This is a genomic window from Pseudomonas sp. JR33AA (assembly GCF_021378985.1).
Taxonomy (GTDB): Bacteria; Pseudomonadota; Gammaproteobacteria; order Pseudomonadales; family Pseudomonadaceae; genus Aquipseudomonas; species Aquipseudomonas alloputida.
Genome location: NZ_JAJSAW010000004.1, coordinates 191,370 through 209,747, shown reverse-complemented (window position 1 = coordinate 209,747; position 18,378 = coordinate 191,370). Strand labels below are relative to the sequence as shown.

Sequence of the window (18,378 nt, the reverse complement as noted above, 5' to 3'; positions counted from 1 at the left end):
GGACTGCCCATGAACGTCGCAAAGGACCCTGCAACCCTTCTGCCTGCCAGCACCCTGAACTTGCGCCCGCTGCTGCTGGCCAACATGGCCTGCACCATGTCGATGATGGCCTTCGTCGCCCTGATCGGCCCGATAGCCCGCCAGCTTGGCATGGCCACCTGGCAAGCCGGCGCCGCTGTGACCGTGGCTGGCGTGGTCTGGGTGCTGCTGGCGCGGCCCTGGGGCCGCGCGGCAGACCGCCTGGGCCGCCGGCGCATCCTGCTGTTGGGCAGCGCCGGCTTTACCCTGGCCTACTGGCTGCTGTGCCTGTTCGTCGAAGGCGCACTGCGCTGGCTGCCGGGGGCAACCTTGGCGTTCATCGGCCTGATGATCGCGCGCGGTTGCATCGGCGCCTTTTATGCCGCCATCCCGGTAGGCTGCAATGCGCTGATCGCCGACCATGTCGAGCCGCAACACCGGGCGCGGGCCATGGCCGCACTGGGGGCAGCCAACGCCGTCGGTCTGGTGGTCGGGCCGGCGCTGGCTGCACTGCTGGCGCGGCACAGCCTGAGCCTGCCGTTCCACATCATGTCGCTGCTGCCGGCCATTGCCTTCCTCGTGCTGTTGTTCACCCTCAAACCACAGGCGCTGCCGCACAGTCACGCCCCCAGCCCGGTGCGGCTGAACGACCCGCGCCTGCGCCGGCCGCTGCTGGTGGCATTCAGCGCCATGCTCAGCGTGACCGTGTCGCAGATCATCGTCGGTTTCTTTGCCCTTGACCGCTTGCATCTGGGCCCTGCCGAAGCGGCCCAGGCGGCTGGCATCGCCCTGACCACCGTGGGTGTGGCACTGATACTGGCCCAGGTGATACTGCGCCAGCTGGAGTGGCCACCGCTGAAGATGATCCGGGTAGGTGCCACGGTATCGGCACTGGGCTTTGCCTGTGGCTCGCTGGCCACCACGGCCCCCTGGCTGTGGGCGTGCTATTTTGTTGCGGCGGCGGGCATGGGCTTCGTGTTTCCGGCGTTTTCAGCGCTGGCGGCCAATGCCATGCAGGCCTCAGAGCAAGGTGCCACGGCCGGTTCCATTGGCGCCGCCCAGGGCATGGGCGCGGTGATCGGGCCGCTGGCCGGTACCTTGGTGTATGCCCTTGATCCGCGCTTGCCATTCCTCGCCGTGGCCGTGCTGTTGCTGCTGGTCGGGTTGTGGCCAATGCCCCGTGAGCAGCGGGTTTGACAAGCACAGCGCGCAAGGGCGCAGAGTGTGTTTTAATGCGCATCGCTCATTATTATTGACACCTCTGATTACAAGGCGGCTATGGACACGGGGACGCGACTCAAACTGGTGCGTGAACGCAACAACCTCTCCCAACGGGAACTGGCCCGCCGCAGCGGGCTGACCAATTCGACGATCTCGCAGATCGAGCAGAATCGCGTCAGCCCTTCGGTCAGCTCCCTGAAAAAACTGCTCGAGGGCATTCCCATGAGCCTGGCGGAGTTTTTCAGCTTCGACGAGCCGGTGCGTGAGGAACGCTACGTATTCCGTGGTGGCGAACAACCCGACCTGGGCCGCAATGGCCTGCGCATGCTGCTGGTCGGCGCCAGCGTCGAAGGCCGACAAATGCGCATGCTGCGTGAGCTGTACGCACCCGGCGCCGACTCTGGCGAGCCAATCGTGCACGCAGAAGGCGAAGAATGCGGGTTGGTCACCCGTGGCACCGTCGAGCTGTGGGTCGACGGCCAGGTCAGCGTCCTCAATTCGGGCGACGGCTACTACATCCCCACGACCCTGCCGCACAGCTTCAAGAACATCGGCCCGGATGAGGCCGAGATCATCAGCGCCAACACGCCGGCGAATTTCTGATCTTGACACACAGAGGTTCACTGAGCGCCCGGGATGTCTATCAGTGCCTGCGCAATGTTGCCCTTGGCGTGCATCACCTTGAGGTGGTCGCACGCCGCGAGGGCGGCTTGGTTGATGTCGGTATCCAGGGCTGGCAACTGACGTTGGCCCTGGACACTGAAGGCTTGGCGCATTGTGTTCATTGCCAAGCCCCCGGCGGCAAACAGGCTGGTCTCGAGCATTGGCAGCGCTATGGCACCAACCCCACCGACCTGCTCAGCCTGTGGGAGCGCACTCAGCTGGAGAGGTTGCTGGCCCCCTGACGCAGCGCCTCCTCGACAAAGTCCAGGCGGTCCTGGCCGAAGAACATGCCATCACCGACAAAACAGGTGGGCGCGCCAAACACCCCGCGCGCCACAGCGGCCTCGGTCGCCTGCTTTAGCGCTGCTTTTACTTCACTTTCAGCGGCCAGGGCATGAAAAACCTGCGGGTCGAAGCCTGCCTGCGCGAGTGTTTCATTCAGCACAGCGCTGTCGCTCAGGTTGCGGCGCTGTACCCACAGCCCAGTGAACAACACCGATAGCAATGCCTCGAAGCGATCCGGTGAACGCAACTGGGTACCTGTGACGCCGCGCATCAAAGTCAGGGTATTGACCGGAAAGCCCGGCGGCATCCCGAATGGCACACCGTAGCGTTCGGCAAAGCGTGCCAGGTCGGTGAACATGTAGCGCCCTTTGGCCGGGATCATGGCCGGCGAAGCATTGCCGGTAGCCTGGAAAACCCCGCCTAGCAGCATCGGCCGGTAGCGCAGCGTAGCGCCGTGGCGGGCACACAGGTTCGGCAGTTGGGTCCAGGCCAGGTAACTGGCCGGGCTGCCCAGGTCAAAATAGAAATCGACAGACGTGTGCATGGTGACGGTCCTTGCGTGTTAACGGGGGTTTACCAGCGTTCCATCCAGGGGCGCAGGTCTAGCTCGAACGTCCAGGCGTCGCGAGGCTGGGCGTGCAGGAACCAGTAACTGTCGGCAATGTGCGCCGGGTCAAGGATGCCCTCCTGGTCCTTGAGGCCATAGCGCTCGGGGAAATTGTCGCGGATGAAAGCCGTGTCGATGGCACCGTCCACCACCACATGGGCGACATGGATGTTGCGTGGCCCCAACTCGCGCGCCATGCTCTGAGCCAGGGCACGCAAGCCATGCTTGGCCCCGGCGAAGGCAGCAAAACCGGCTGCGCCGCGGGTTCCGGCTGTAGCCCCGGTGAACAGCAGGGTGCCGCGCTCGCGCTGAACCATGCGCCGGGCCACCGCCTGTGCGGTAAGGAAACCGGCAAAGCAAGCCATTTCCCAGATCTTGAAGTACTTGCGTGGGGTTTCCTCGAGAATGCTGCACGGCACATTCGCACCGATATTGAAGACAAATGCCTCGATCGGACCGATATCACGCTCGATTGTCTCGACCAGCGCCGTCACCTCCTCCTCCTTGCGCGCATCAGAGCCAAAACCGTAGGCCTGGCCGCCAGCAGCGTGTATTTCCTCCAGCAGCGGCTGCAGTTTGTCGGCCTGGCGACGGGTTACGCAGGCAACATAGCCCTCCCGCGCGAAGCGCTTGGCGATCTCGCCCCCCGTGGCGTCGCCCGCCCCGATCACCAGCACGACTTTTTGTTGTTCTGACATGCCTGCCTCCATGGGTAAATGATCGTTTAGTAAATGAACGCTATGTTATGATCGCGGTCATCGTCAAGCCTGTCTGCCGAGGCATGTGAATGCGCTATTCCAACGAACACAAACAGCAAACCCGCGAACGGTTGCTGGCCAGCAGCGGCGCGCTGGCCAAACGCGGGGGTTTTGCCAGCACCGGCGTGGCCGGGTTGATGAAAGCGATCGGGCTGACCGGCGGTGCCTTCTACAACCACTTCCCGTCCAAGGACGACCTGTTTACCGAGGTGGTACGCCGGGAGCTGAGCAACAGCCCTCTGGCACGCCTGGCCTGCCAGGGCGCCAACCGCGAACGCCTGGGCCGCTGCCTGCAGCAGTACCTGAGCCTGGCCCACCTGCACAACGCCGAAGGTGGGTGCCCGTTGCCGCCGCTGGGTGTGGAAATCGCCCGGGCCGACACCCCGGTGCGTGAAGGGGTTGAGCACTGGCTGGTAGAACTGCACCAGGCCTGGAGCACAACCCTGGAGGATGAGCATCTGGCCTGGGTGCTGATAAGCCAGTGTGTAGGGGCATTGTTGGTCGGGCGCATGCTGGCCAGTGAAAGCGTGCAAGCGCAGGTACTGGGCGCCAGCCGCCAGTTTGTCGAACAGGCCCTGCATGAGGCGGATTAGTGCCCTGCTGGGTTTGCTACTGGCCCTGCCAGCGCTTGCCGAACAGGCCTGCCCGCCTGGTCAGTATCAGGTGTGCCTGATGGGCTGCTTCTGCGCCCCGATCGACCCAGGCCAGGCCGGGCAGATCCTCAAGGATGTGGAGGTCATGGCCTCGTCCAGCCTGACCTACGCCTTGCGCCAGGCCCGCGACGAAGCCACGGCCAGTGGCGTGCAGCCTATTCCGTTGCATATTCGGGCGCAGCTGGAACCTTGGTATGACTTTGCCGTGCTCGACGCGGCGCGCTTCCGGGTGGGGGATGAGCAACAAATGAGCGCAGCCAATGCGCTATTGCAGAACCCCGACGTGAACGCCGTTACACTGATCGACACGATCATTTTCCGCCGAGCCGGCGATGCCGAGGACAACGTGGCCTTGTGGGCGCACGAGCTCAAGCATGTGCAGCAGTATCAGGAACTGGGCGTGGAGGAATTTGCCCGACGCTATACGCGCAACTTCGACGACCTGGAGGGGCCGGCCTACAAGATCGAGGCCGAAGTCGACAAGGCGCTGCGCGAGCGTCGTTCAGGCCTGGCCCGCTGATCGCTGCCATCGCGCTCCAGCGCATGTCTTGCCAGGCGCAAAATTCATTTACCCACGAATGCAATAGCGGCACCAACGGTGAACGACGGGTGGGAATTGGCCCGCAGGGCCGGCCCTTTCGCGGGTGAACCCGCTCCTACAGCGGCCTGGGTCCAACCCCCGATGTGTGTCCACCCCCGATCTGTGTAGGAGCGGGTTTACCCGCGGATACGGTAGCGGCGGAAACGGTGAACGACGGGTGGGAATTGGCCAGCAGGCTTTTCAGCTCTGAGCACCGCAGAAAAGCTTGACCGCCAACAGTACATCTACATAGGAACACAAAGGGGCTCAAGGCACCGCAGAAGCCTCCACCTCCTGCTCACGGCTTGCATAACGCTGCGCCAGCACAGCACACACCATCAGCTGTATCTGGTGGAACAGCATCAGCGGCAAGATCATCGCGCCAATGCCACTGCCCACGAACAACACCTGGGCCATGGGCACACCCGTAGCCAGGCTTTTCTTGGAGCCGGCAAACAGAATGGTGATGCGATCCTCAAGGTCGAAGCCCAGCGCCTTGCCAAGCAAGCGGGTGCCGAACAGCACCACCGCCAGCAGGATCCCGCACACTACGAACAAGCCAGCCAGGTGCTGCGGCGATACGGTGTGCCACAGCCCGGTAACCACGGCCTCACTGAAGGCGGTGTACACCACCAGCAGGATCGAACCCTGGTCCACCACCTTGAGCCAGCGCGCATTGCGCTTGACCCAGGCACCGATCCAGCGCCGCGCGATCTGCCCGGCAACGAACGGCACCAGCAGCTGCAAAGTAATCTTCAACACCGCATCCAGTCCGGAACCTGTATCACCACTGGCACCCAGCAGCAACATCACCAGCAACGGTGTGAGGAAGATACCCAGCAGGCTGGAGGCCGCCGCGCTGCAAATGGCCGCTGGCACGTTACCGCGGGCCAGCGAAGTGAAGGCAATGGCCGACTGCACAGTCGCAGGCAAAGCACACAGGTACAGGACACCCAGGTAAAGCTCGTTACCCACCAACGGTACGAACAGTGGTTTGAACGCCAGCCCCAGCAGCGGGAACAATGCGAAAGTGCAGGAGAACACCAGCAGGTGCAGGCGCCAATGCCCGGCACCGGCAATGATGGCTTCACGCGACAGTTTGGCGCCGTGCAGGAAGAACAACAGGCCGATGGCCAGGTTGGTCATCCAGCCGAAATACACCGCGCCATCGCCCGAGCAAGGCAGCACGGTGGCGATGAGCACCACACCGAGCAAGGCCAAGGTGAAATTGTCAAATAACATGCGCAAATACTTCATCACTGTATCCATCTTGTCAGGGTTGCTGGGCAGACGATAAGGTCTTTGGCTCTCCATCACTAACGCCGGAACCCCGAGCGGTATCGCTCAACGGACACGTTCCACAAAAAGGACTCGCCATGCTTCGCCCACGTCTGGCTGCACTTGCAGCCGCCATCACCCTTGCCTTGGGCCATGCCAGCGCCCAGGCCGACGACCGGTTACAGGCCAAGGTAGACCAGATCATCCGCCCGCTCATGCAGGAGCAAGGCATTACCGGCATGGCTGTGGCCATCTATGCACGCGACCACGCGCATTACTTCAGCTACGGCGTGGCCAGCAAGGCCGACAACGTACCGGTCAGCCGCGATACGCTGTTCGAAATCGGATCGCTAAGCAAGACCTACACTGCCACCCTGGCCGCGCTGGCCACCGCAGAGGGCAAGCTTGATCTCGAGGCCCCGGCCAAGCGCTATCATCCGGCACTGGCCGGCGTCCCCATCGGCGACGCGACTGTGCTTGAACTGGGCGCCTATAGCGCCGACTGCCTGCCACTGCAGTTCCCCGATACTGTGCAAACACCGCAGCAGGTAGTCGATTTCTTCCGCCACTGGCAACCTCGCGCCAAGCCCGGCACCCAGCGCTGCTACTCCAACCCCAGCCTGGGCTTGTTCGGTGACCTGGCCGCCCGTGCGCAGCATCAAGCGTTTTCCACGCTGATGAGTGAGGGCCTGCTGACGAAGATGGGCCTGAAAAATACCTACCTTCAGGTTCCGGCCAGCGCCCAGGGGCTTTATGCCCAAGGGTATGACGCCGACGACAAGCCGGTGCGTGTAGGGCCCGGCCCCTACGCCGATGAGGCCTACGGCATCAAAACCAGCGCCAGCGACCTGCTGCGCTACGTGCGGTTGCACATGCAGCCGCAGGGCTTGCCACCGGCCCTGGTGAAAGCCACCGCCATTACCCAGCAGGGCTATTTCCAGGTTGGCGCCATGACGCAAGGCCTGGGCTGGGAACGCTACCCCTACCCGGTCACGCTGAGCACACTGATCGATGGCAACAGCCCACGGCTGATCCGCGAACCGCAGGCCACCACTCGCTTGCAGCCGGCCCTGCCCGCGCTATCAGCAGCCTGGTACAACAAGACCGGCGCCACCAACGGCTTCGGCGCGTACGCCGCGTTCGTGCCGGCAGAACAGCTGGCAGTCGTACTACTGGCCAATCGGAATTACCCCAACCAAGCGCGGGTACAAGCCGCCTTCGACATCCTTTCCGGCTTATAACGCAAGCTTTGATTGTCGGACAAAACGACAGAATGTAGTGAGCAAAAATATTCACTACAAAATGGTTGACGCCGTTCATCACGCTTGGGCATGATGAAGCCGTCTCCCCGATCGGGAGCGGTGGCAAGGGTGTTCCAGACGGCCTGCGCGGTAACGCAGGCCGTCCGTGGAGAGGGAAACTGTCCAAAAGGCAGCGTGAGAAAGCCCCTGTTGCGATGCTGCTGTAGCAGCCTTGGTAGTGCGCTACACCGTGATAGCGCCAACTGTGAAAATCACCTATGAATGGGTAATGGGGGCTTTATGATGAACTTGAACAACAATCCGACTATCGACCAATTGGCCCAGCTGTTTGCCGTGCGCAAGGACAGCCTTGACGACCATCTGCTGTGGGTTAGCCAAACCGGTGAAGTGCGCCTCGACCGCCTGCCACCGAACACCGTCGAAGATGAATTTGAAGAGCACCTGCCCAGCATGCGTGCCCGCTTCAAGGTCTACCGCCGTGGCCAAGGCTACGTCGGCAAGAAAGCCGCCGCCGACACCGAATTCGTTGGCCGCGTGCTGCAGACCCTGCAACAAGAATGGCCCGCTGCCCGTGAGCAGCAGGCAGTCAAGGTGATCGAACCGCTAAATTGAGGGTTCGCACCCTTATCAGAGCCCGTCCCGCATAGGCCGGGCTTTTTCATGCCTGACGCCGCTGCAGGCGTGTTTCCGGCAGAGGCAAGGCGCCCGTTGCCATCGCCCGGGCGCGGTCGACACCCCACACCAGCGCACGGGTCATGGTCTCGCCCGGCAGCGCAGGGTAATACTCTTCCAGCAACGCCCGCCCATCCCCGGCGTACAACCCCAGAAACAGCTGCGTCGCCCCCAGGCGCGACAAGCGCACCTGCACGTCCAGTGTGGTGCCGTCGCTGAGCGCTTCGTCGTGGCAGCGGCTGTGCAACTGTGCGTCGGCCCACTGCCAATAGGTTTCTTCCCTGACTCGCATGAGCATTCAATCCTCCGTTGCTGGAATGCCGCGTCAGAAAACCACAGGCCGGGCCATCCGGCGAGCGCTACCGGGCAATACCATGAGGCGGATCAACGAATGTCAATAAAAAACCCGCCGTTGGGCGGGGCGTGTACGGGCGCGGGATCACTTCTTGAGCGGTACCCGCGGCATGAAGCGGCCTTTTTTGCTGCGCTGCAGATGTGCAGGCTGGAGCTGTTCGGAATCATCCAGTGTCATGTGGGCGAAACCCAGGCGAAATGCCGCCTGGCCGCAACGCACCTGGCTGTTGATCGGGAACGCGTCGTTCAGGTCTTCGAAAAAGGATTCGCTCATGCCCAGTCTCCCTCCAGTGGCGGTCGCGTCGGCAACCAGACAAGTTGCCCAGGAAACGCGGCCTGTGAAAGTGAGACTAGCTGGTCATTTGCAGACCGACCGGACAAGAACCTTTGCAGCCGACCAATGGCAGAAGGCTACTTCAGGCGTACTGCCGTGCCGGTGGCAAATACCACAACCATGCCGCCCTGTACCGACGGCATGCTGATTTCAAAATCCACCCCCACTACCGCATCAGCCTGCAACTGTCGTGCCCGGGCCTTGAGTTCTTCAGTGGCCTGCTCCCGGGCCTCGCGCAGCGCGCTTTCCAGGGTTTGCGAACGGCCACCGAAGAAGTCGCGAAACCGTGTAAAGAAATCGCGCACGAAGTTGATGCCCTGCACCGATTCGGAACTGACTACGCCCAGGTACTCGGCAATCGGGCGACCTTCGAGCTGGCTGGTGGTGGAAATGATCATGGGTGCGCTCCATTGGCCTGGCAAAAAGGCCGATTCTAACAGAGCGCAGGTCTTCAGATTGGCGCGCTTTATGCGTTGGCAGCCCGCAAACGCTGACCGATTCGCGCCCCGAAAACATTCACCAGCAGGCCGGCCATCACCAGCAATGCGCCCCAGCCCTGCGTAGCGGTCAGGCGCTCTCCCAGCAGCAAAGCCGACGAACTCAGGCCAATCACCGGTACCAGCAACGAGAACGGCGCCACCTTGCCTGCCGGGTGACGCGACAGCAACTTGCTCCACAGGCTGTAGCCGAGCATGGTCGCCACAAAGGCCAGATACGCCAGGGCCAGCACCGAACTCCAACTGATGTTGGCCAACGCATGGCCTATGCGCTCGGGGCCTTCCAGCCACCAGGACAGTGCCAGGAATGGCAGTGGCGGTATCAGCCCACCCCAGATCACCAGCGCTACGAGGTCAACCGAGCCAAACCGTCGGGTAATGATGTTGCCCAGGCCCCACATTGCACCGCCACACAGTGTCAGCACCAGCGCCAACATGGGCACATGGCCGCCGTCTTCGCTGCCGATCAGTGCCAGGCCGCCGGCCGCCACCAGCAGCCCCAGCACGCTTGCAAGGCGCAACCGCTCACCGAGAAACAATGCAGCGAAACCGAGGGTGAAAAAGGCTTGCGACTGCAGGATCAACGAAGCCAACCCTGGCGGCATGCCGCTGTACATGGCCTGAAACAGGAACGCGAACTGGCCCAGTGAAATGGTCGCACCGTAAGCGATCAGCCAGCGCCACGGCAGTTTGGGCCGCCTGACCAGCAAGATGGCCGGGAACGCCACCAGCAAGAAACGCAATGCCCCCAGCAACATCGGTGGCAGCCCGTCGAGGCCAACCTTGATAACCACAAAGTTGACGCCCCAGGCAACAATCACCACCAGGGCGATAAGCAGGTCCTTGAGTGGCATTGCGACTTCCTTCTGCAGGCTTTTAGACATATTTCGTTACAGCATAACGGTATTCCTTGAGAAGGGACCCGCACAGTTGAAACCAATGGTTGCACTACAGTGTCTGTTTCGTCCGCCGCTGCCGGACCGGACATCTACGTTGCTTGATCAGCAAGTAGAGGTTCAATCCTGATAACCAGGCGCCACCTTTTCCAGCATTCGCAACAACGCCGCCCACGCCAATTGCAGCGCATCCGGGTCGGTCAGTTCCCCCTGCTTCAACCCCCTCCCCGGCGCATTGAACTGCTGTTCGGTATGCCTGCACACTTCGGTCGATGGCAGTATCAATTGCCCAGCACTCTGAGCCGCCAGCTGGATCTCGCAAGCCCTCTCCAGGTAGTACATGCGCAGGAAGGCTTCCGCCACACTGCGCCCCGTGGTCAACAGCCCATGGTTGCGCAGTATCATCACCGGCTTGTTGCCCAGGTCGGCCACCAGCCGTTGCTGTTCATCCATGTCCAGGGCAACGCCCTCGTAGGCGTGGTAAGCCACATTGCCGTAAAACTCCATGGACATCTGGTTGACCGGCAGCAGGCCACATTCCAGTGCGGCCACCGCGCAACCTGCGCGGGTGTGGGTGTGCAGCACGCACTGGGCATCCTCGCGGGCGGTGTGGATGGCACTGTGAATGACGAAACCGGCCGGGTTGACCGGGTGAGGCGCTGCCTCTACCGGCCGTCCCTGCAGGTCGATCTTCACCAGGCTGGAAGCAGTGATCTCGTCGAACAGCAGGCCATACGGGTTGATCAGGAAGTGATGCTCCGGCCCAGGCAGGCGCAGGGAGATATGCGTGAAGATGAGATCGCTCATGCGAAAATGCGCGATCAACCGGTAGCAGGCAGCCAGCTCCCGACGCAGGCTCAGTTCCGTTGCAGTCATCTTGTTGCCCCTTTACTGAACGCTATTTGCTGGCCCAGGCATTGAAGCGTTGCTCCAGTTCTTCGCCATGATCGACCCAGAATTCCACGTTCATGGCCAGCGCCCCTTGCAGGTTCTGGGGCGAAGTGGGTACCCAGTTCGCCAGGGACGGGTCAAGCCTGGCCGCGGCCTGGGTATTGGTCGGTCCGTAGGGGATCTGTTGTACATACCGCACCTGGGTATCCGGTTGATTGGCATAGGCAATCAGCCGCTTGGCCTGGTCGACATGCCGCGAGCCTTTGATGATCGCCCAATAGTCCATACCGTACAGGCTGCCAGGCCATACCACGGCCAACGGGCTGCCCTGTTGCGCCGCCACCGCAATTCGTCCGCTGTAGGTGGAGGTCATGACCACGTCACCGGCTGCCAGCCATTGCGCAGGTTGAGCGCCGGCGTCCCACCACTGGATATGGGGTTTGAGTTCGCTGAGTTTGGCGAAGGCCCGGTCGACGCCTGCCGGGGTGGACAATACCCGGTAAACGTCCTCGACCTTGACCCCGTCAGCCAACAGTGCGAATTCCAGGTTGTACACCGCACGCTTGCGCAGGCCGCGCTTGCCAGGGTACTTGTCGACGTCCCAGAAGTCGGCCCACGAGGCCGGTGCCTGGGCCAGCTTGCTGCGGTCGTAGGCAATGGCCACGCTCCAGACCAGCGCGGCCGACCCACAATCCTGTGCGGCTGCCGGGATCAGTTCGGCTGCATGGCCGAGACGCTGCCAGTCCAGGTGCTCGTATATCCCCTCGTCGCAGCCGCGCATCAAGTCAGGCCCTTCGATCTGCACCACGTCCCAATCGACGTTGCCGGTGTCAGCCATGACCTGGATTCGTGCCATTTCGCCGTTGTATTCACTCTGGATCAGTTGGCTGCCGTCCTGGGCGCTGAAGGGCTTGAAGATCGCCTCATCCTGGGCCTTCTGGCCCGCGCCGCCATAACCGACCACGACCATTTGCGGCGCAGCTTGCGCTGTGCCCAGGCCAAGGGCCATCAAGGCGGTACAAAGGCCAGTCAAACGTGGAAATAGCTGCATCGTAGTTTCCTCCTGCCGGTGCCCGACGGGCCCGTTTTCTTGTTGTTGTGAGGTCACACCCTCGTCCTGCGAGTGAGGAAAACCTAGACAGGCATCAGTAAAAAAACAAGTTGATTTTTTACTATGGCTACACTTTGATAGGAAAATAACAACAACGTACCGGAGCCGCCTGTATGCAGACCGCCTTCCCACACCTGTTCGAGCCCTTGCAGATCCGCGGCAAACGTTTGAAAAACCGCATCATGTCCACCGGGCACGACACCTGCCTGCCCACCGACAACCTGGTCAACGACAAACTGATCGCCTACCAGCGCGACCGCGCTGCTGGCGGCGTCGGCCTGATCGTGCTGCAGGTCGCCGGGGTGCACGACAGTGCCCGCTACACGTCGCATGTGCTGATGGCCACTGACGATGCCTGCATCGACGGCTACCGCCAGCTTGCCGAGGCCTGCCACGCGCACGGCACCGTGGTGCTGTCGCAACTGTTTCACCCCGGAAGAGAGATCATGGAGTCGGCAGACGGCCTGTTGGCGGTCGCCTACTCGGCCTCTGCGGTGCCCAATGAGCGCTTCCGGGTGATGCCCCGGGCGCTGGACCAGGCAATGATCGACGAAATCGTCCAAGGCTATGCCGGCGCCGCCCGCCGCCTGCACCAGGCCGGCCTGGATGGCGTCGAGGTGGTCGCCAGCCATGGCTACCTGCCCGCGCAGTTTCTCAACCCGCGGGTGAACGTGCGCAGTGATGGCTACAACGGCGACCTGGATCAGCGCCTGAGGTTCTTGCGCGAAGTGCTGGCCGCGGTGCGCGCCGCCACCGATGAGCAGTTCATCATTGGCCTGCGCATCAGCGCTGACGAGCGCGACAGCCAGGGCCTGAGTGAAGACGAGTCACTGGCTGCTGCCGTGGCCTTGCAGGGCCAGCTCGACTACCTGCATATCGTCGCCGGTACCTCGGCCTCGCTGGGTGGCGCGGTGCATATCGTGCCACCGATGGCCATCGAACCGGCGTACCTGGCCCGCGAGGCGGGTACCTTCAAGCAACAGCTGGCTATCCCCCTGTTCGTCACCGGACGCATCAACCAGCCCCAGGAAGCCGAGCTGATCCTGGCCCGCGGCCAGGCTGATGTGTGCGGCATGACCCGGGCGCTGATCTGCGATCCGTCGATGCCGAGCAAGACCGAACACGGCCAGGTCGAAGACGTGCGCGCCTGCATCGCCTGCAACCAGGCATGCATCGGCCATTTCCATCGTGGCTTGCCCATTTCCTGCATCCAGCGCCCGGAAACCGGGCGTGAGTTGCAGTACGGGCACCGCACGCCCACTTCCTCGCCCAAGCGCATAATGGTCGCCGGCGGCGGCCCTGCCGGCATGAAGGCCGCTGCCGTGGCCGCCGCGCGCGGGCACCAGGTCACCCTGTACGAGGCGGGCCCGCAGCTCGGTGGGCAGGTGCTGCTGGCCCAGCTACTGCCACGGCGCAGCGAGTTCGGTGGTGCCAGCACCAACCTGCAACGGGAAATGGCCCTGGCGGGTGTACAAGTGGTGCGCAACACCCGGGTGGACCGCGCGCTGGTCGAGCGTGAGCGCCCTGACCTGGTCATTGCAGCGACCGGCGCCACCCCCTATTGGCCCGCGTTCGAGCGTACCGGTGAGCTTCAGGTAGTGGACGCCTGGCAAGTGCTGCGCAATGAGGTGAAACCGGGGCGTTCGGTGCTGGTGATCGACTGGCGCTGTGACTGGATCGGCCCCGGTATCGCCGAACGCCTGGTGCGCGAAGGCCATCAGGTCCAGTTGGCGGTCAACGGCACGCATTGCGGCGAGAGCCTGCCGCTTTATGTACGTGACCAACTGGCCGGCGAGCTGCATCGCCTGGGCATCCCTGTCACCCCATACGCACGCCTGTATGGCAGCGACGACAACACGGTGTACCTGCAGCACACCGCCAGCGGTGATCCGATGATCTTCGAAGGCATCGACACCCTGGTGCTGTGCATGGGGCATCAACCGCAAGACCGCCTGGCCACCGAGCTGGCAGGTGTGGTCGACGTACGTCGGATTGGCGACTGCCTGGCGCCGCGCACGGCCGAAGAAGCGATTCACGATGGCCTGACGGTTGCCTGGGCACTCTGAGGCTGTACATACTGCGGCTTTTGCGACGGACCGACGCGCATGAGCCAACCCTCCCAGCCCCCCGCCAGCGAACCCGGGGGCGCCGCGCCGCAGTTCCTCGGCACCCGCATCCGCGGCCTGCGCAAGCGCCGCGGCATGACCCTGGCGGAGCTGGCCGCACACAGTGAACTGACCGCAGGCTACATCAGCCAGCTGGAGCGCAACCTCTCCTACCCGTCGATCCCGGCGCTGTTCAACATCGCCCGCAGCCTGGGCGTGACCATCCAGTGGTTCTTCGCCAGCGAAGCCACCACCGCGCCCGAAGACCAAGGCTATGTGGTGCGGCGCAACAGCCGTCTGAGCGTGCATTACGAAGACGGCATCGTCGATCAACTGCTCACCCCCCAGCCCAACCGCCAGCTGGAGATGCTGCACTCACGCTTCCCCCCGGGCACCTACAGCCAGCAAAGCTACAGCCACGACGGTGAAGAAGCGGGCTACCTCCTGAGCGGCACGTTTGAGCTGTGGGTAGGCGAGCGGCATTTCCAGCTGAGTGAAGGCGACAGCTTCAGCTTCTCGAGCCAGGAACCACACCGCTACGGCAACCCCGGTGAAGTGGATGCCGTGGTGATCTGGGTGATCACGCCGCCTACATTCTGAAGCACACCAGCAAGCGGCCCTATGCCTCGACAGGGCCACTCTCGCAACCAATCGCTCCCTTGATCAGGCAGCAGCGAACAGCTCGTTGGCAATCTGCGCCTGTGCAGCATCGATCGCCTGGCTGCGCTGCTCCGGGCCATAGGCCAGGCCGTGGGCCCGGACGATTTCCAGGTCGGTAACCCCGATGAAGCCCAGGAACACTTTCAGGAAGTCCTCATGCCCGGCGCCAGTCGGCTGGCCAGCGTGCAGGCCACCCGCGGTGGAAACCAGCACCACTTTCTTGTTGCCGCACAGGCCTTCGGGACCGGCTTCGGTATAGCGGAAGGTCTTGCCGGCGACGGCCACGCGGTCAATCCACGCTTTCAGCTGGGTCGGCACGGTGAAATTGTACATTGGCGCGCCAATCACCACGGCATCGGCAGCCAGAAACTCTTCGAGGGTCTCGGCGCTCAGCTTGGCTTCGAAAGCCTGGGCCGCGTCGCGTACGTCTTCAGGGGTGCCTGCAGCGACCAGGGTGGCAGCGGAGAAGTGGGCAATGGCATCGGCAGCCAGGTCGCGATAAACCACCTCAACGCTTGGGTCTGCAGCCTTCCAGGCTTCGACCACTTCGCGGCTCAACTGGCGCGAGGCGGAATTGTCGCCCAGGATGCTCGAATCGATGTGCAACAGTTTCATGGGACTCTCCTGTGATTGAAGACCGCATCTGTGGGCGATCACGATGGAGAGAATCCTATCGAAGTGATCAATAGCTGATAAGTAAGCAAAAATGCGTTAGTTTGTCCCACAGATGGAACAGTGAGACATTCCCATGCAAGACCTCAACGACCTCTTCTATTTCGCGCGCGTTGTCGAAGCCGGCGGATTCGCCGCCGCCGGGCGCCAGCTGGGTATCCCCAAGTCCCGCCTGTCGCGGCGTATCGCCGAGCTTGAAGAGCGCCTGGGCACACGCCTGTTGCAGCGCACCACACGGCAACTCAAGCTGACCGCAGTAGGTGAACGTTACTTGCATCATTGTCAGGCCATGCTGCTGGAGGCCGAAGCCGCCGACGAAACCGTGGCCAGCATGAGCAGTGAGCCGCGCGGGCGTTTACGGGTTTCCTGTCCGGTGGCACTGGCACACGCCTTCCTGCCGGATGTGATCAGCCGCTTCCTCGAGCAGTACCCGCTGGTGCAACTGGACATGGTATTGCTCAACCGCCGGGTCGACCTGATTTCCGAAGGCATTGACGTTGCGTTGCGCGTACGCGACCTGGGCGACGAAGACCCGGCCCTGGTGACCCGCCGCCTGCGCCAGGCACAAATGCAACTGGTGGCCGCCCCCGGTTTTGCCGACCACATTCGCGAACCGGGCGAGTTGGCATCATTGCCAGTGCTGGGCGCAGCCGAAGCAGACCGGCTGGTACACTTCCGCCTGTTCGGCCCACATGGCAAGCAGCAGGAAATCGCGCTGGAGCCACGCTTGGCCATCGATGATTTCGTAGTACGTAACGCTGCTGTACGGGCCGGCCTGGGGTTCACTGCGCTGCCCAGCATGTTCTGTGAAGCGGAACTGGAACGCGGCGAACTGGTGCGCCTGCTGCCAGACTGGTCGCTACCGGGTGGCTACCTGCAGGCAGTTTACCCACACCGGCGCGGCCTGTTGCCTGCGGTTCGGGTGTGGATCGATCACCTGGCGGCGTCATTCGAGGCGTGCGGAGAGCGGTATGTCTGAACGGAAGATGAACGAAGCCCAGGTGGCAGCATTTTGCCTGAGCCTGCCGGGGGCGCGGGAAGACTACAAATGGGGCGGCATCCGCGTGTTTTCGGTGGCAGAAAACAAGATGTTCGCGGTGCTCGACCTGGCGGGTGCCGGGTTGTCGTTCAAGGTAGCCGACGCGCTGTTTCTGGGGTATTGCGATCGCCCCGGGATACGGCCGGCGCCGTACCTGGCGCGGGCGCGATGGGTCAGCATGGCGCCGCCCTACCCCATGGGGCGTGATGAACTGTGTGACGTGTTGCAGCGGTCGCACCAGTTGGTCGTGCGTCGGTTGCCCAAGCGGTTGCAGGTGGGGCTGGTCCTGTGATCTACCTGTGCCGGCCCTTTCGCGGCTTTACCCGCGAACAGGCCGGCACAACTGCACATCAACCAAGGGGCAGATAACGCCCTTCAAGAAACAGCCAGTCTGCCCAGAACACCTGGTGCAGCAGCACAATCCCCCAGCACACCAACTGGAACGAAACCTTGCGGGTCTTGTGCCGAAACAGCTGCTGCGCCAACAGCGCCCCCGGCCAACCACCGAGCAACTCACTGGCATGCAGCACTTTCTCGGGTGTACGCCAGGCCTGGTTACGTGCCTGCTGCTTGTCCTGCCAATACAACAACAGGCTGATCAGGCTCATGGCCGGGTACAACGCCAACGGCCACCAGGTCTGATCGTTCCAGGCCATGCGCGCCGCCCCCAGGCCGGGCAACAGGCAAAGCACGCCCAACAGCAGCAGCTTCAGGCGCACATTGCGCACGCCTTCAGCCCGTTGCCCACGCAGCGCCTCAGCCATGTGCCGTGGACCAGTCGACCCAACCAAACTGCCAGGTCGCCAGAATGAACAGGCCGAACACAATGCGATACCAGGCAAATGCCGCGTAGCTATGGTTGGCAATGAACTTGAGCAATGCCCGTACGGCAATCATGGCGAAGATGAACGAGGTCACGAAGCCGATCGCGAACACCGGCAGATCGCCGGGCTGGAACAAGTCACGGTATTTGTAGCCCGAATACACCGCCGCACCGACCATGGTCGGCATTGCCAGAAAGAACGAGAACTCGGTCGCTGCCTTGCGCGACAGGCCGAACAGCAGGCCACCGATAATGGTCGAACCGGAGCGCGACGTGCCCGGGATCATCGCCAGGCATTGGATGAAGCCGATTTTCAGCGCATGGCTCCATCGCATGTCGTCCACATGGTCCACCTGCACGCGGTGCTCACGGCGCTCGGCCCAGAGCATGATGACGCCACCCACCACCAGTGCCGCCGCCACGGTAACGGGGTTGAACAGGTATTCGTGAATAAGGTCGGCGAACAGCACACCCAGTACCACCGCCGGCATGAACGCCAACAGCAGGTTGCCCGTGAAGCGGCGCGCCTTGGGCTGACGGGTCAGGCCGAAAACCACTTCGAAAATCTTGCTGCGAAACTCCCACACCACCGCCAGGATCGCCGCCAGCTGAATGATGATGTTGAAAGCCATGGCCCGTTCGCCGCCAAAACCGATCAGGTCGGCGACGATAATCTGGTGACCGGTACTGGAGATCGGCAGAAACTCCGTCAGCCCTTCGACCACGCCTAAGATGATTGCCTGGAAGGCAGTCCAAAAATCCATCATTCCCCCGGATGGAGCTCTGCTTGTCGCAGGCCCCTTGTTCTTGATTTGCTTGAGATCGCCTTACACGGCCCGGCTGTTTTACAGCGACTGTTGGGCGCAACGCCAGTGGAAAAGTTCACCCCTGCTAAAGGTTTCATCTTGCGCGGCCGAAAACCTGATAGAGCCCCTGGCAATCGCTTTGCACGACCCGTTGCAGACTATCATCAACATAGCACTTAGCCATTAGTCGAGT

At 62.5% G+C, this 18,378-nt stretch carries 23 protein-coding genes; 11 read left to right on the top strand and 12 right to left on the bottom strand.

Annotated elements, in window-relative coordinates:
* The first annotated feature begins 9 nt into the window (after positions 1-9).
* The 3 genes from LVS58_RS09125 (at position 10) to LVS58_RS09115 (ending at position 2,144) form a co-directional block, all read left to right on the top strand.
* Positions 10-1,215, top strand: a complete 1,206-nt coding sequence (locus LVS58_RS09125) for an MFS transporter (protein ID WP_233690788.1) — start codon at positions 10-12, stop codon at positions 1,213-1,215.
* A gap of 81 nt (positions 1,216-1,296) precedes the next feature.
* Entirely contained in the window at positions 1,297-1,842 is a 546-nt protein-coding gene (locus LVS58_RS09120) for a cupin domain-containing protein (protein WP_003248033.1), read from the top strand.
* Between the two features lie 2 nt (positions 1,843-1,844).
* Entirely contained in the window at positions 1,845-2,144 is a 300-nt protein-coding gene (locus tag LVS58_RS09115; RefSeq protein ID WP_233690787.1) for a DUF7693 family protein, read from the top strand.
* Here the strand turns inward: LVS58_RS09115 and LVS58_RS09110 are convergent.
* Both LVS58_RS09110 and LVS58_RS09105 read right to left on the bottom strand, forming a co-directional pair.
* Entirely contained in the window at positions 2,117-2,731 is a 615-nt protein-coding gene (locus tag LVS58_RS09110) for a 2-hydroxychromene-2-carboxylate isomerase (RefSeq protein ID WP_233690786.1), read from the bottom strand. The two genes, LVS58_RS09115 and LVS58_RS09110, sit on opposite strands and share 28 nt — an antisense overlap.
* 29 nt (positions 2,732-2,760) lie before the next feature.
* Positions 2,761-3,492: an SDR family oxidoreductase gene (locus tag LVS58_RS09105; protein ID WP_233690785.1), complete on the bottom strand. Its 732-nt coding sequence runs from the start codon at positions 3,490-3,492 to the stop codon at positions 2,761-2,763.
* Positions 3,493-3,581: 89 nt separating this feature from the next.
* On the opposite strand from LVS58_RS09105, the gene LVS58_RS09100 reads away from it, so the two are divergent.
* Together LVS58_RS09100 and LVS58_RS09095 are read left to right on the top strand one after the other, a co-directional pair.
* Positions 3,582-4,145: a TetR/AcrR family transcriptional regulator gene (locus LVS58_RS09100; protein WP_233690784.1), complete on the top strand. Its 564-nt coding sequence runs from the start codon at positions 3,582-3,584 to the stop codon at positions 4,143-4,145.
* Positions 4,132-4,725 (top strand): eCIS core domain-containing protein, encoded by a 594-nt coding sequence (locus LVS58_RS09095; protein ID WP_233690783.1) that lies wholly within the window; start codon positions 4,132-4,134, stop codon positions 4,723-4,725. The genes LVS58_RS09100 and LVS58_RS09095 overlap by 14 nt, the downstream gene beginning before the upstream one ends.
* Positions 4,726-5,052: 327 nt before the next feature.
* On the opposite strand, the gene LVS58_RS09090 is transcribed toward LVS58_RS09095, so the two are convergent.
* Positions 5,053-6,042, bottom strand: coding sequence for a bile acid:sodium symporter family protein (locus LVS58_RS09090; protein WP_442796449.1), 990 nt, complete (start codon positions 6,040-6,042; stop codon positions 5,053-5,055).
* Between the two features lie 119 nt (positions 6,043-6,161).
* Between LVS58_RS09090 and ampC the strand changes: the two genes are divergently transcribed.
* On the top strand, positions 6,162-7,304 hold the full coding sequence (gene ampC, locus LVS58_RS09085) for a class C beta-lactamase (RefSeq protein ID WP_233690782.1): 1,143 nt from the start codon (positions 6,162-6,164) through the stop codon (positions 7,302-7,304).
* A gap of 300 nt (positions 7,305-7,604) precedes the next feature.
* Positions 7,605-7,937, top strand: a complete 333-nt coding sequence (locus LVS58_RS09080; RefSeq protein WP_003253895.1) for a hypothetical protein — start codon at positions 7,605-7,607, stop codon at positions 7,935-7,937.
* 46 nt (positions 7,938-7,983) lie between these two features.
* On the opposite strand, the gene LVS58_RS09075 is transcribed toward LVS58_RS09080, so the two are convergent.
* From LVS58_RS09075 to LVS58_RS09050, 6 genes are all read right to left on the bottom strand, one after another.
* Positions 7,984-8,295 carry a hypothetical protein gene (locus LVS58_RS09075; RefSeq protein ID WP_010953779.1) on the bottom strand — a complete coding sequence of 104 codons (312 nt, stop codon included), beginning with the start codon at positions 8,293-8,295 and terminating at the stop codon, positions 7,984-7,986.
* Between the two features lie 141 nt (positions 8,296-8,436).
* Positions 8,437-8,625, bottom strand: coding sequence for a hypothetical protein (locus LVS58_RS09070; protein ID WP_003253897.1), 189 nt, complete (start codon positions 8,623-8,625; stop codon positions 8,437-8,439).
* 137 nt (positions 8,626-8,762) lie between these two features.
* On the bottom strand, positions 8,763-9,083 hold the full coding sequence (locus LVS58_RS09065) for a YbjQ family protein (RefSeq protein ID WP_003253898.1): 321 nt from the start codon (positions 9,081-9,083) through the stop codon (positions 8,763-8,765).
* A gap of 68 nt (positions 9,084-9,151) precedes the next feature.
* Positions 9,152-10,036 carry an EamA family transporter gene (locus tag LVS58_RS09060; protein ID WP_003253899.1) on the bottom strand — a complete coding sequence of 295 codons (885 nt, stop codon included), beginning with the start codon at positions 10,034-10,036 and terminating at the stop codon, positions 9,152-9,154.
* A gap of 162 nt (positions 10,037-10,198) precedes the next feature.
* Positions 10,199-10,954 (bottom strand): class II aldolase/adducin family protein, encoded by a 756-nt coding sequence (locus LVS58_RS09055; RefSeq protein WP_233690781.1) that lies wholly within the window; start codon positions 10,952-10,954, stop codon positions 10,199-10,201.
* A gap of 22 nt (positions 10,955-10,976) precedes the next feature.
* A complete protein-coding gene (locus LVS58_RS09050) occupies positions 10,977-12,020 on the bottom strand; it encodes an ABC transporter substrate-binding protein (RefSeq protein ID WP_233690780.1) in 1,044 nt (347 codons plus the stop codon).
* 173 nt (positions 12,021-12,193) lie between these two features.
* On the opposite strand from LVS58_RS09050, the gene LVS58_RS09045 reads away from it, so the two are divergent.
* Both LVS58_RS09045 and LVS58_RS09040 read left to right on the top strand, forming a co-directional pair.
* Positions 12,194-14,146, top strand: coding sequence for an oxidoreductase (locus tag LVS58_RS09045; RefSeq protein ID WP_233690779.1), 1,953 nt, complete (start codon positions 12,194-12,196; stop codon positions 14,144-14,146).
* A gap of 39 nt (positions 14,147-14,185) precedes the next feature.
* Positions 14,186-14,785 carry a helix-turn-helix domain-containing protein gene (locus LVS58_RS09040; RefSeq protein WP_017147667.1) on the top strand — a complete coding sequence of 200 codons (600 nt, stop codon included), beginning with the start codon at positions 14,186-14,188 and terminating at the stop codon, positions 14,783-14,785.
* A 63-nt stretch (positions 14,786-14,848) separates the two neighbouring features.
* Here the strand turns inward: LVS58_RS09040 and LVS58_RS09035 are convergent, their stop codons facing one another.
* Positions 14,849-15,460, bottom strand: coding sequence for an FMN-dependent NADH-azoreductase (locus LVS58_RS09035; RefSeq protein ID WP_043196405.1), 612 nt, complete (start codon positions 15,458-15,460; stop codon positions 14,849-14,851).
* A 133-nt stretch (positions 15,461-15,593) separates the two neighbouring features.
* Between LVS58_RS09035 and LVS58_RS09030 the strand changes: the two genes are divergently transcribed.
* The gene (locus LVS58_RS09030; protein WP_233690778.1) at positions 15,594-16,496 is read left to right on the top strand and encodes a LysR substrate-binding domain-containing protein; all 903 of its coding nucleotides are present in this window, start codon (positions 15,594-15,596) and stop codon (positions 16,494-16,496) included.
* Positions 16,489-16,848: an MmcQ/YjbR family DNA-binding protein gene (locus LVS58_RS09025; protein WP_233690777.1), complete on the top strand. Its 360-nt coding sequence runs from the start codon at positions 16,489-16,491 to the stop codon at positions 16,846-16,848. Before LVS58_RS09030 ends, LVS58_RS09025 begins: the two co-directional genes overlap by 8 nt.
* A gap of 58 nt (positions 16,849-16,906) precedes the next feature.
* Here LVS58_RS09025 and LVS58_RS09020 read toward each other — a convergent pair whose 3' ends face one another.
* Together LVS58_RS09020 and LVS58_RS09015 are read right to left on the bottom strand one after the other, a co-directional pair.
* The gene (locus LVS58_RS09020; RefSeq protein ID WP_233690776.1) at positions 16,907-17,320 is read right to left on the bottom strand and encodes a DUF1294 domain-containing protein; all 414 of its coding nucleotides are present in this window, start codon (positions 17,318-17,320) and stop codon (positions 16,907-16,909) included.
* Positions 17,313-18,143 (bottom strand): undecaprenyl-diphosphate phosphatase, encoded by an 831-nt coding sequence (locus LVS58_RS09015; protein ID WP_233690775.1) that lies wholly within the window; start codon positions 18,141-18,143, stop codon positions 17,313-17,315. Before LVS58_RS09015 ends, LVS58_RS09020 begins: the two co-directional genes overlap by 8 nt.
* Between the last annotated feature and the right edge of the window lie 235 nt (positions 18,144-18,378).

Excerpts from the sequence above, each read along its gene's own strand:
- LVS58_RS09125 (WP_233690788.1), top strand. The coding sequence starts at position 10 with ATGAACGTCGCAAAGGACCCTGCAACCCTTCTGCCTGCCAGCACCCTG.
- LVS58_RS09120 (WP_003248033.1), top strand. The coding sequence starts at position 1,297 with ATGGACACGGGGACGCGACTCAAACTGGTGCGTGAACGCAACAACCTC.
- LVS58_RS09110 (WP_233690786.1), bottom strand. The coding sequence starts at position 2,731 with ATGCACACGTCTGTCGATTTCTATTTTGACCTGGGCAGCCCGGCCAGT.
- LVS58_RS09105 (WP_233690785.1), bottom strand. The coding sequence starts at position 3,492 with ATGTCAGAACAACAAAAAGTCGTGCTGGTGATCGGGGCGGGCGACGCC.
- LVS58_RS09100 (WP_233690784.1), top strand. The coding sequence starts at position 3,582 with ATGCGCTATTCCAACGAACACAAACAGCAAACCCGCGAACGGTTGCTG.
- LVS58_RS09095 (WP_233690783.1), top strand. The coding sequence starts at position 4,132 with ATGAGGCGGATTAGTGCCCTGCTGGGTTTGCTACTGGCCCTGCCAGCG.
- LVS58_RS09090 (WP_442796449.1), bottom strand. The coding sequence starts at position 6,042 with ATGAAGTATTTGCGCATGTTATTTGACAATTTCACCTTGGCCTTGCTC.
- ampC (WP_233690782.1), top strand. The coding sequence starts at position 6,162 with ATGCTTCGCCCACGTCTGGCTGCACTTGCAGCCGCCATCACCCTTGCC.
- LVS58_RS09080 (WP_003253895.1), top strand. The coding sequence starts at position 7,605 with ATGATGAACTTGAACAACAATCCGACTATCGACCAATTGGCCCAGCTG.
- LVS58_RS09075 (WP_010953779.1), bottom strand. The coding sequence starts at position 8,295 with ATGCTCATGCGAGTCAGGGAAGAAACCTATTGGCAGTGGGCCGACGCA.
- LVS58_RS09070 (WP_003253897.1), bottom strand. The coding sequence starts at position 8,625 with ATGAGCGAATCCTTTTTCGAAGACCTGAACGACGCGTTCCCGATCAAC.
- LVS58_RS09065 (WP_003253898.1), bottom strand. The coding sequence starts at position 9,083 with ATGATCATTTCCACCACCAGCCAGCTCGAAGGTCGCCCGATTGCCGAG.
- LVS58_RS09060 (WP_003253899.1), bottom strand. The coding sequence starts at position 10,036 with ATGCCACTCAAGGACCTGCTTATCGCCCTGGTGGTGATTGTTGCCTGG.
- LVS58_RS09055 (WP_233690781.1), bottom strand. The coding sequence starts at position 10,954 with ATGACTGCAACGGAACTGAGCCTGCGTCGGGAGCTGGCTGCCTGCTAC.
- LVS58_RS09050 (WP_233690780.1), bottom strand. The coding sequence starts at position 12,020 with ATGCAGCTATTTCCACGTTTGACTGGCCTTTGTACCGCCTTGATGGCC.
- LVS58_RS09045 (WP_233690779.1), top strand. The coding sequence starts at position 12,194 with ATGCAGACCGCCTTCCCACACCTGTTCGAGCCCTTGCAGATCCGCGGC.
- LVS58_RS09040 (WP_017147667.1), top strand. The coding sequence starts at position 14,186 with ATGAGCCAACCCTCCCAGCCCCCCGCCAGCGAACCCGGGGGCGCCGCG.
- LVS58_RS09035 (WP_043196405.1), bottom strand. The coding sequence starts at position 15,460 with ATGAAACTGTTGCACATCGATTCGAGCATCCTGGGCGACAATTCCGCC.
- LVS58_RS09030 (WP_233690778.1), top strand. The coding sequence starts at position 15,594 with ATGCAAGACCTCAACGACCTCTTCTATTTCGCGCGCGTTGTCGAAGCC.
- LVS58_RS09025 (WP_233690777.1), top strand. The coding sequence starts at position 16,489 with ATGTCTGAACGGAAGATGAACGAAGCCCAGGTGGCAGCATTTTGCCTG.
- LVS58_RS09020 (WP_233690776.1), bottom strand. The coding sequence starts at position 17,320 with ATGGCTGAGGCGCTGCGTGGGCAACGGGCTGAAGGCGTGCGCAATGTG.
- LVS58_RS09015 (WP_233690775.1), bottom strand. The coding sequence starts at position 18,143 with ATGGATTTTTGGACTGCCTTCCAGGCAATCATCTTAGGCGTGGTCGAA.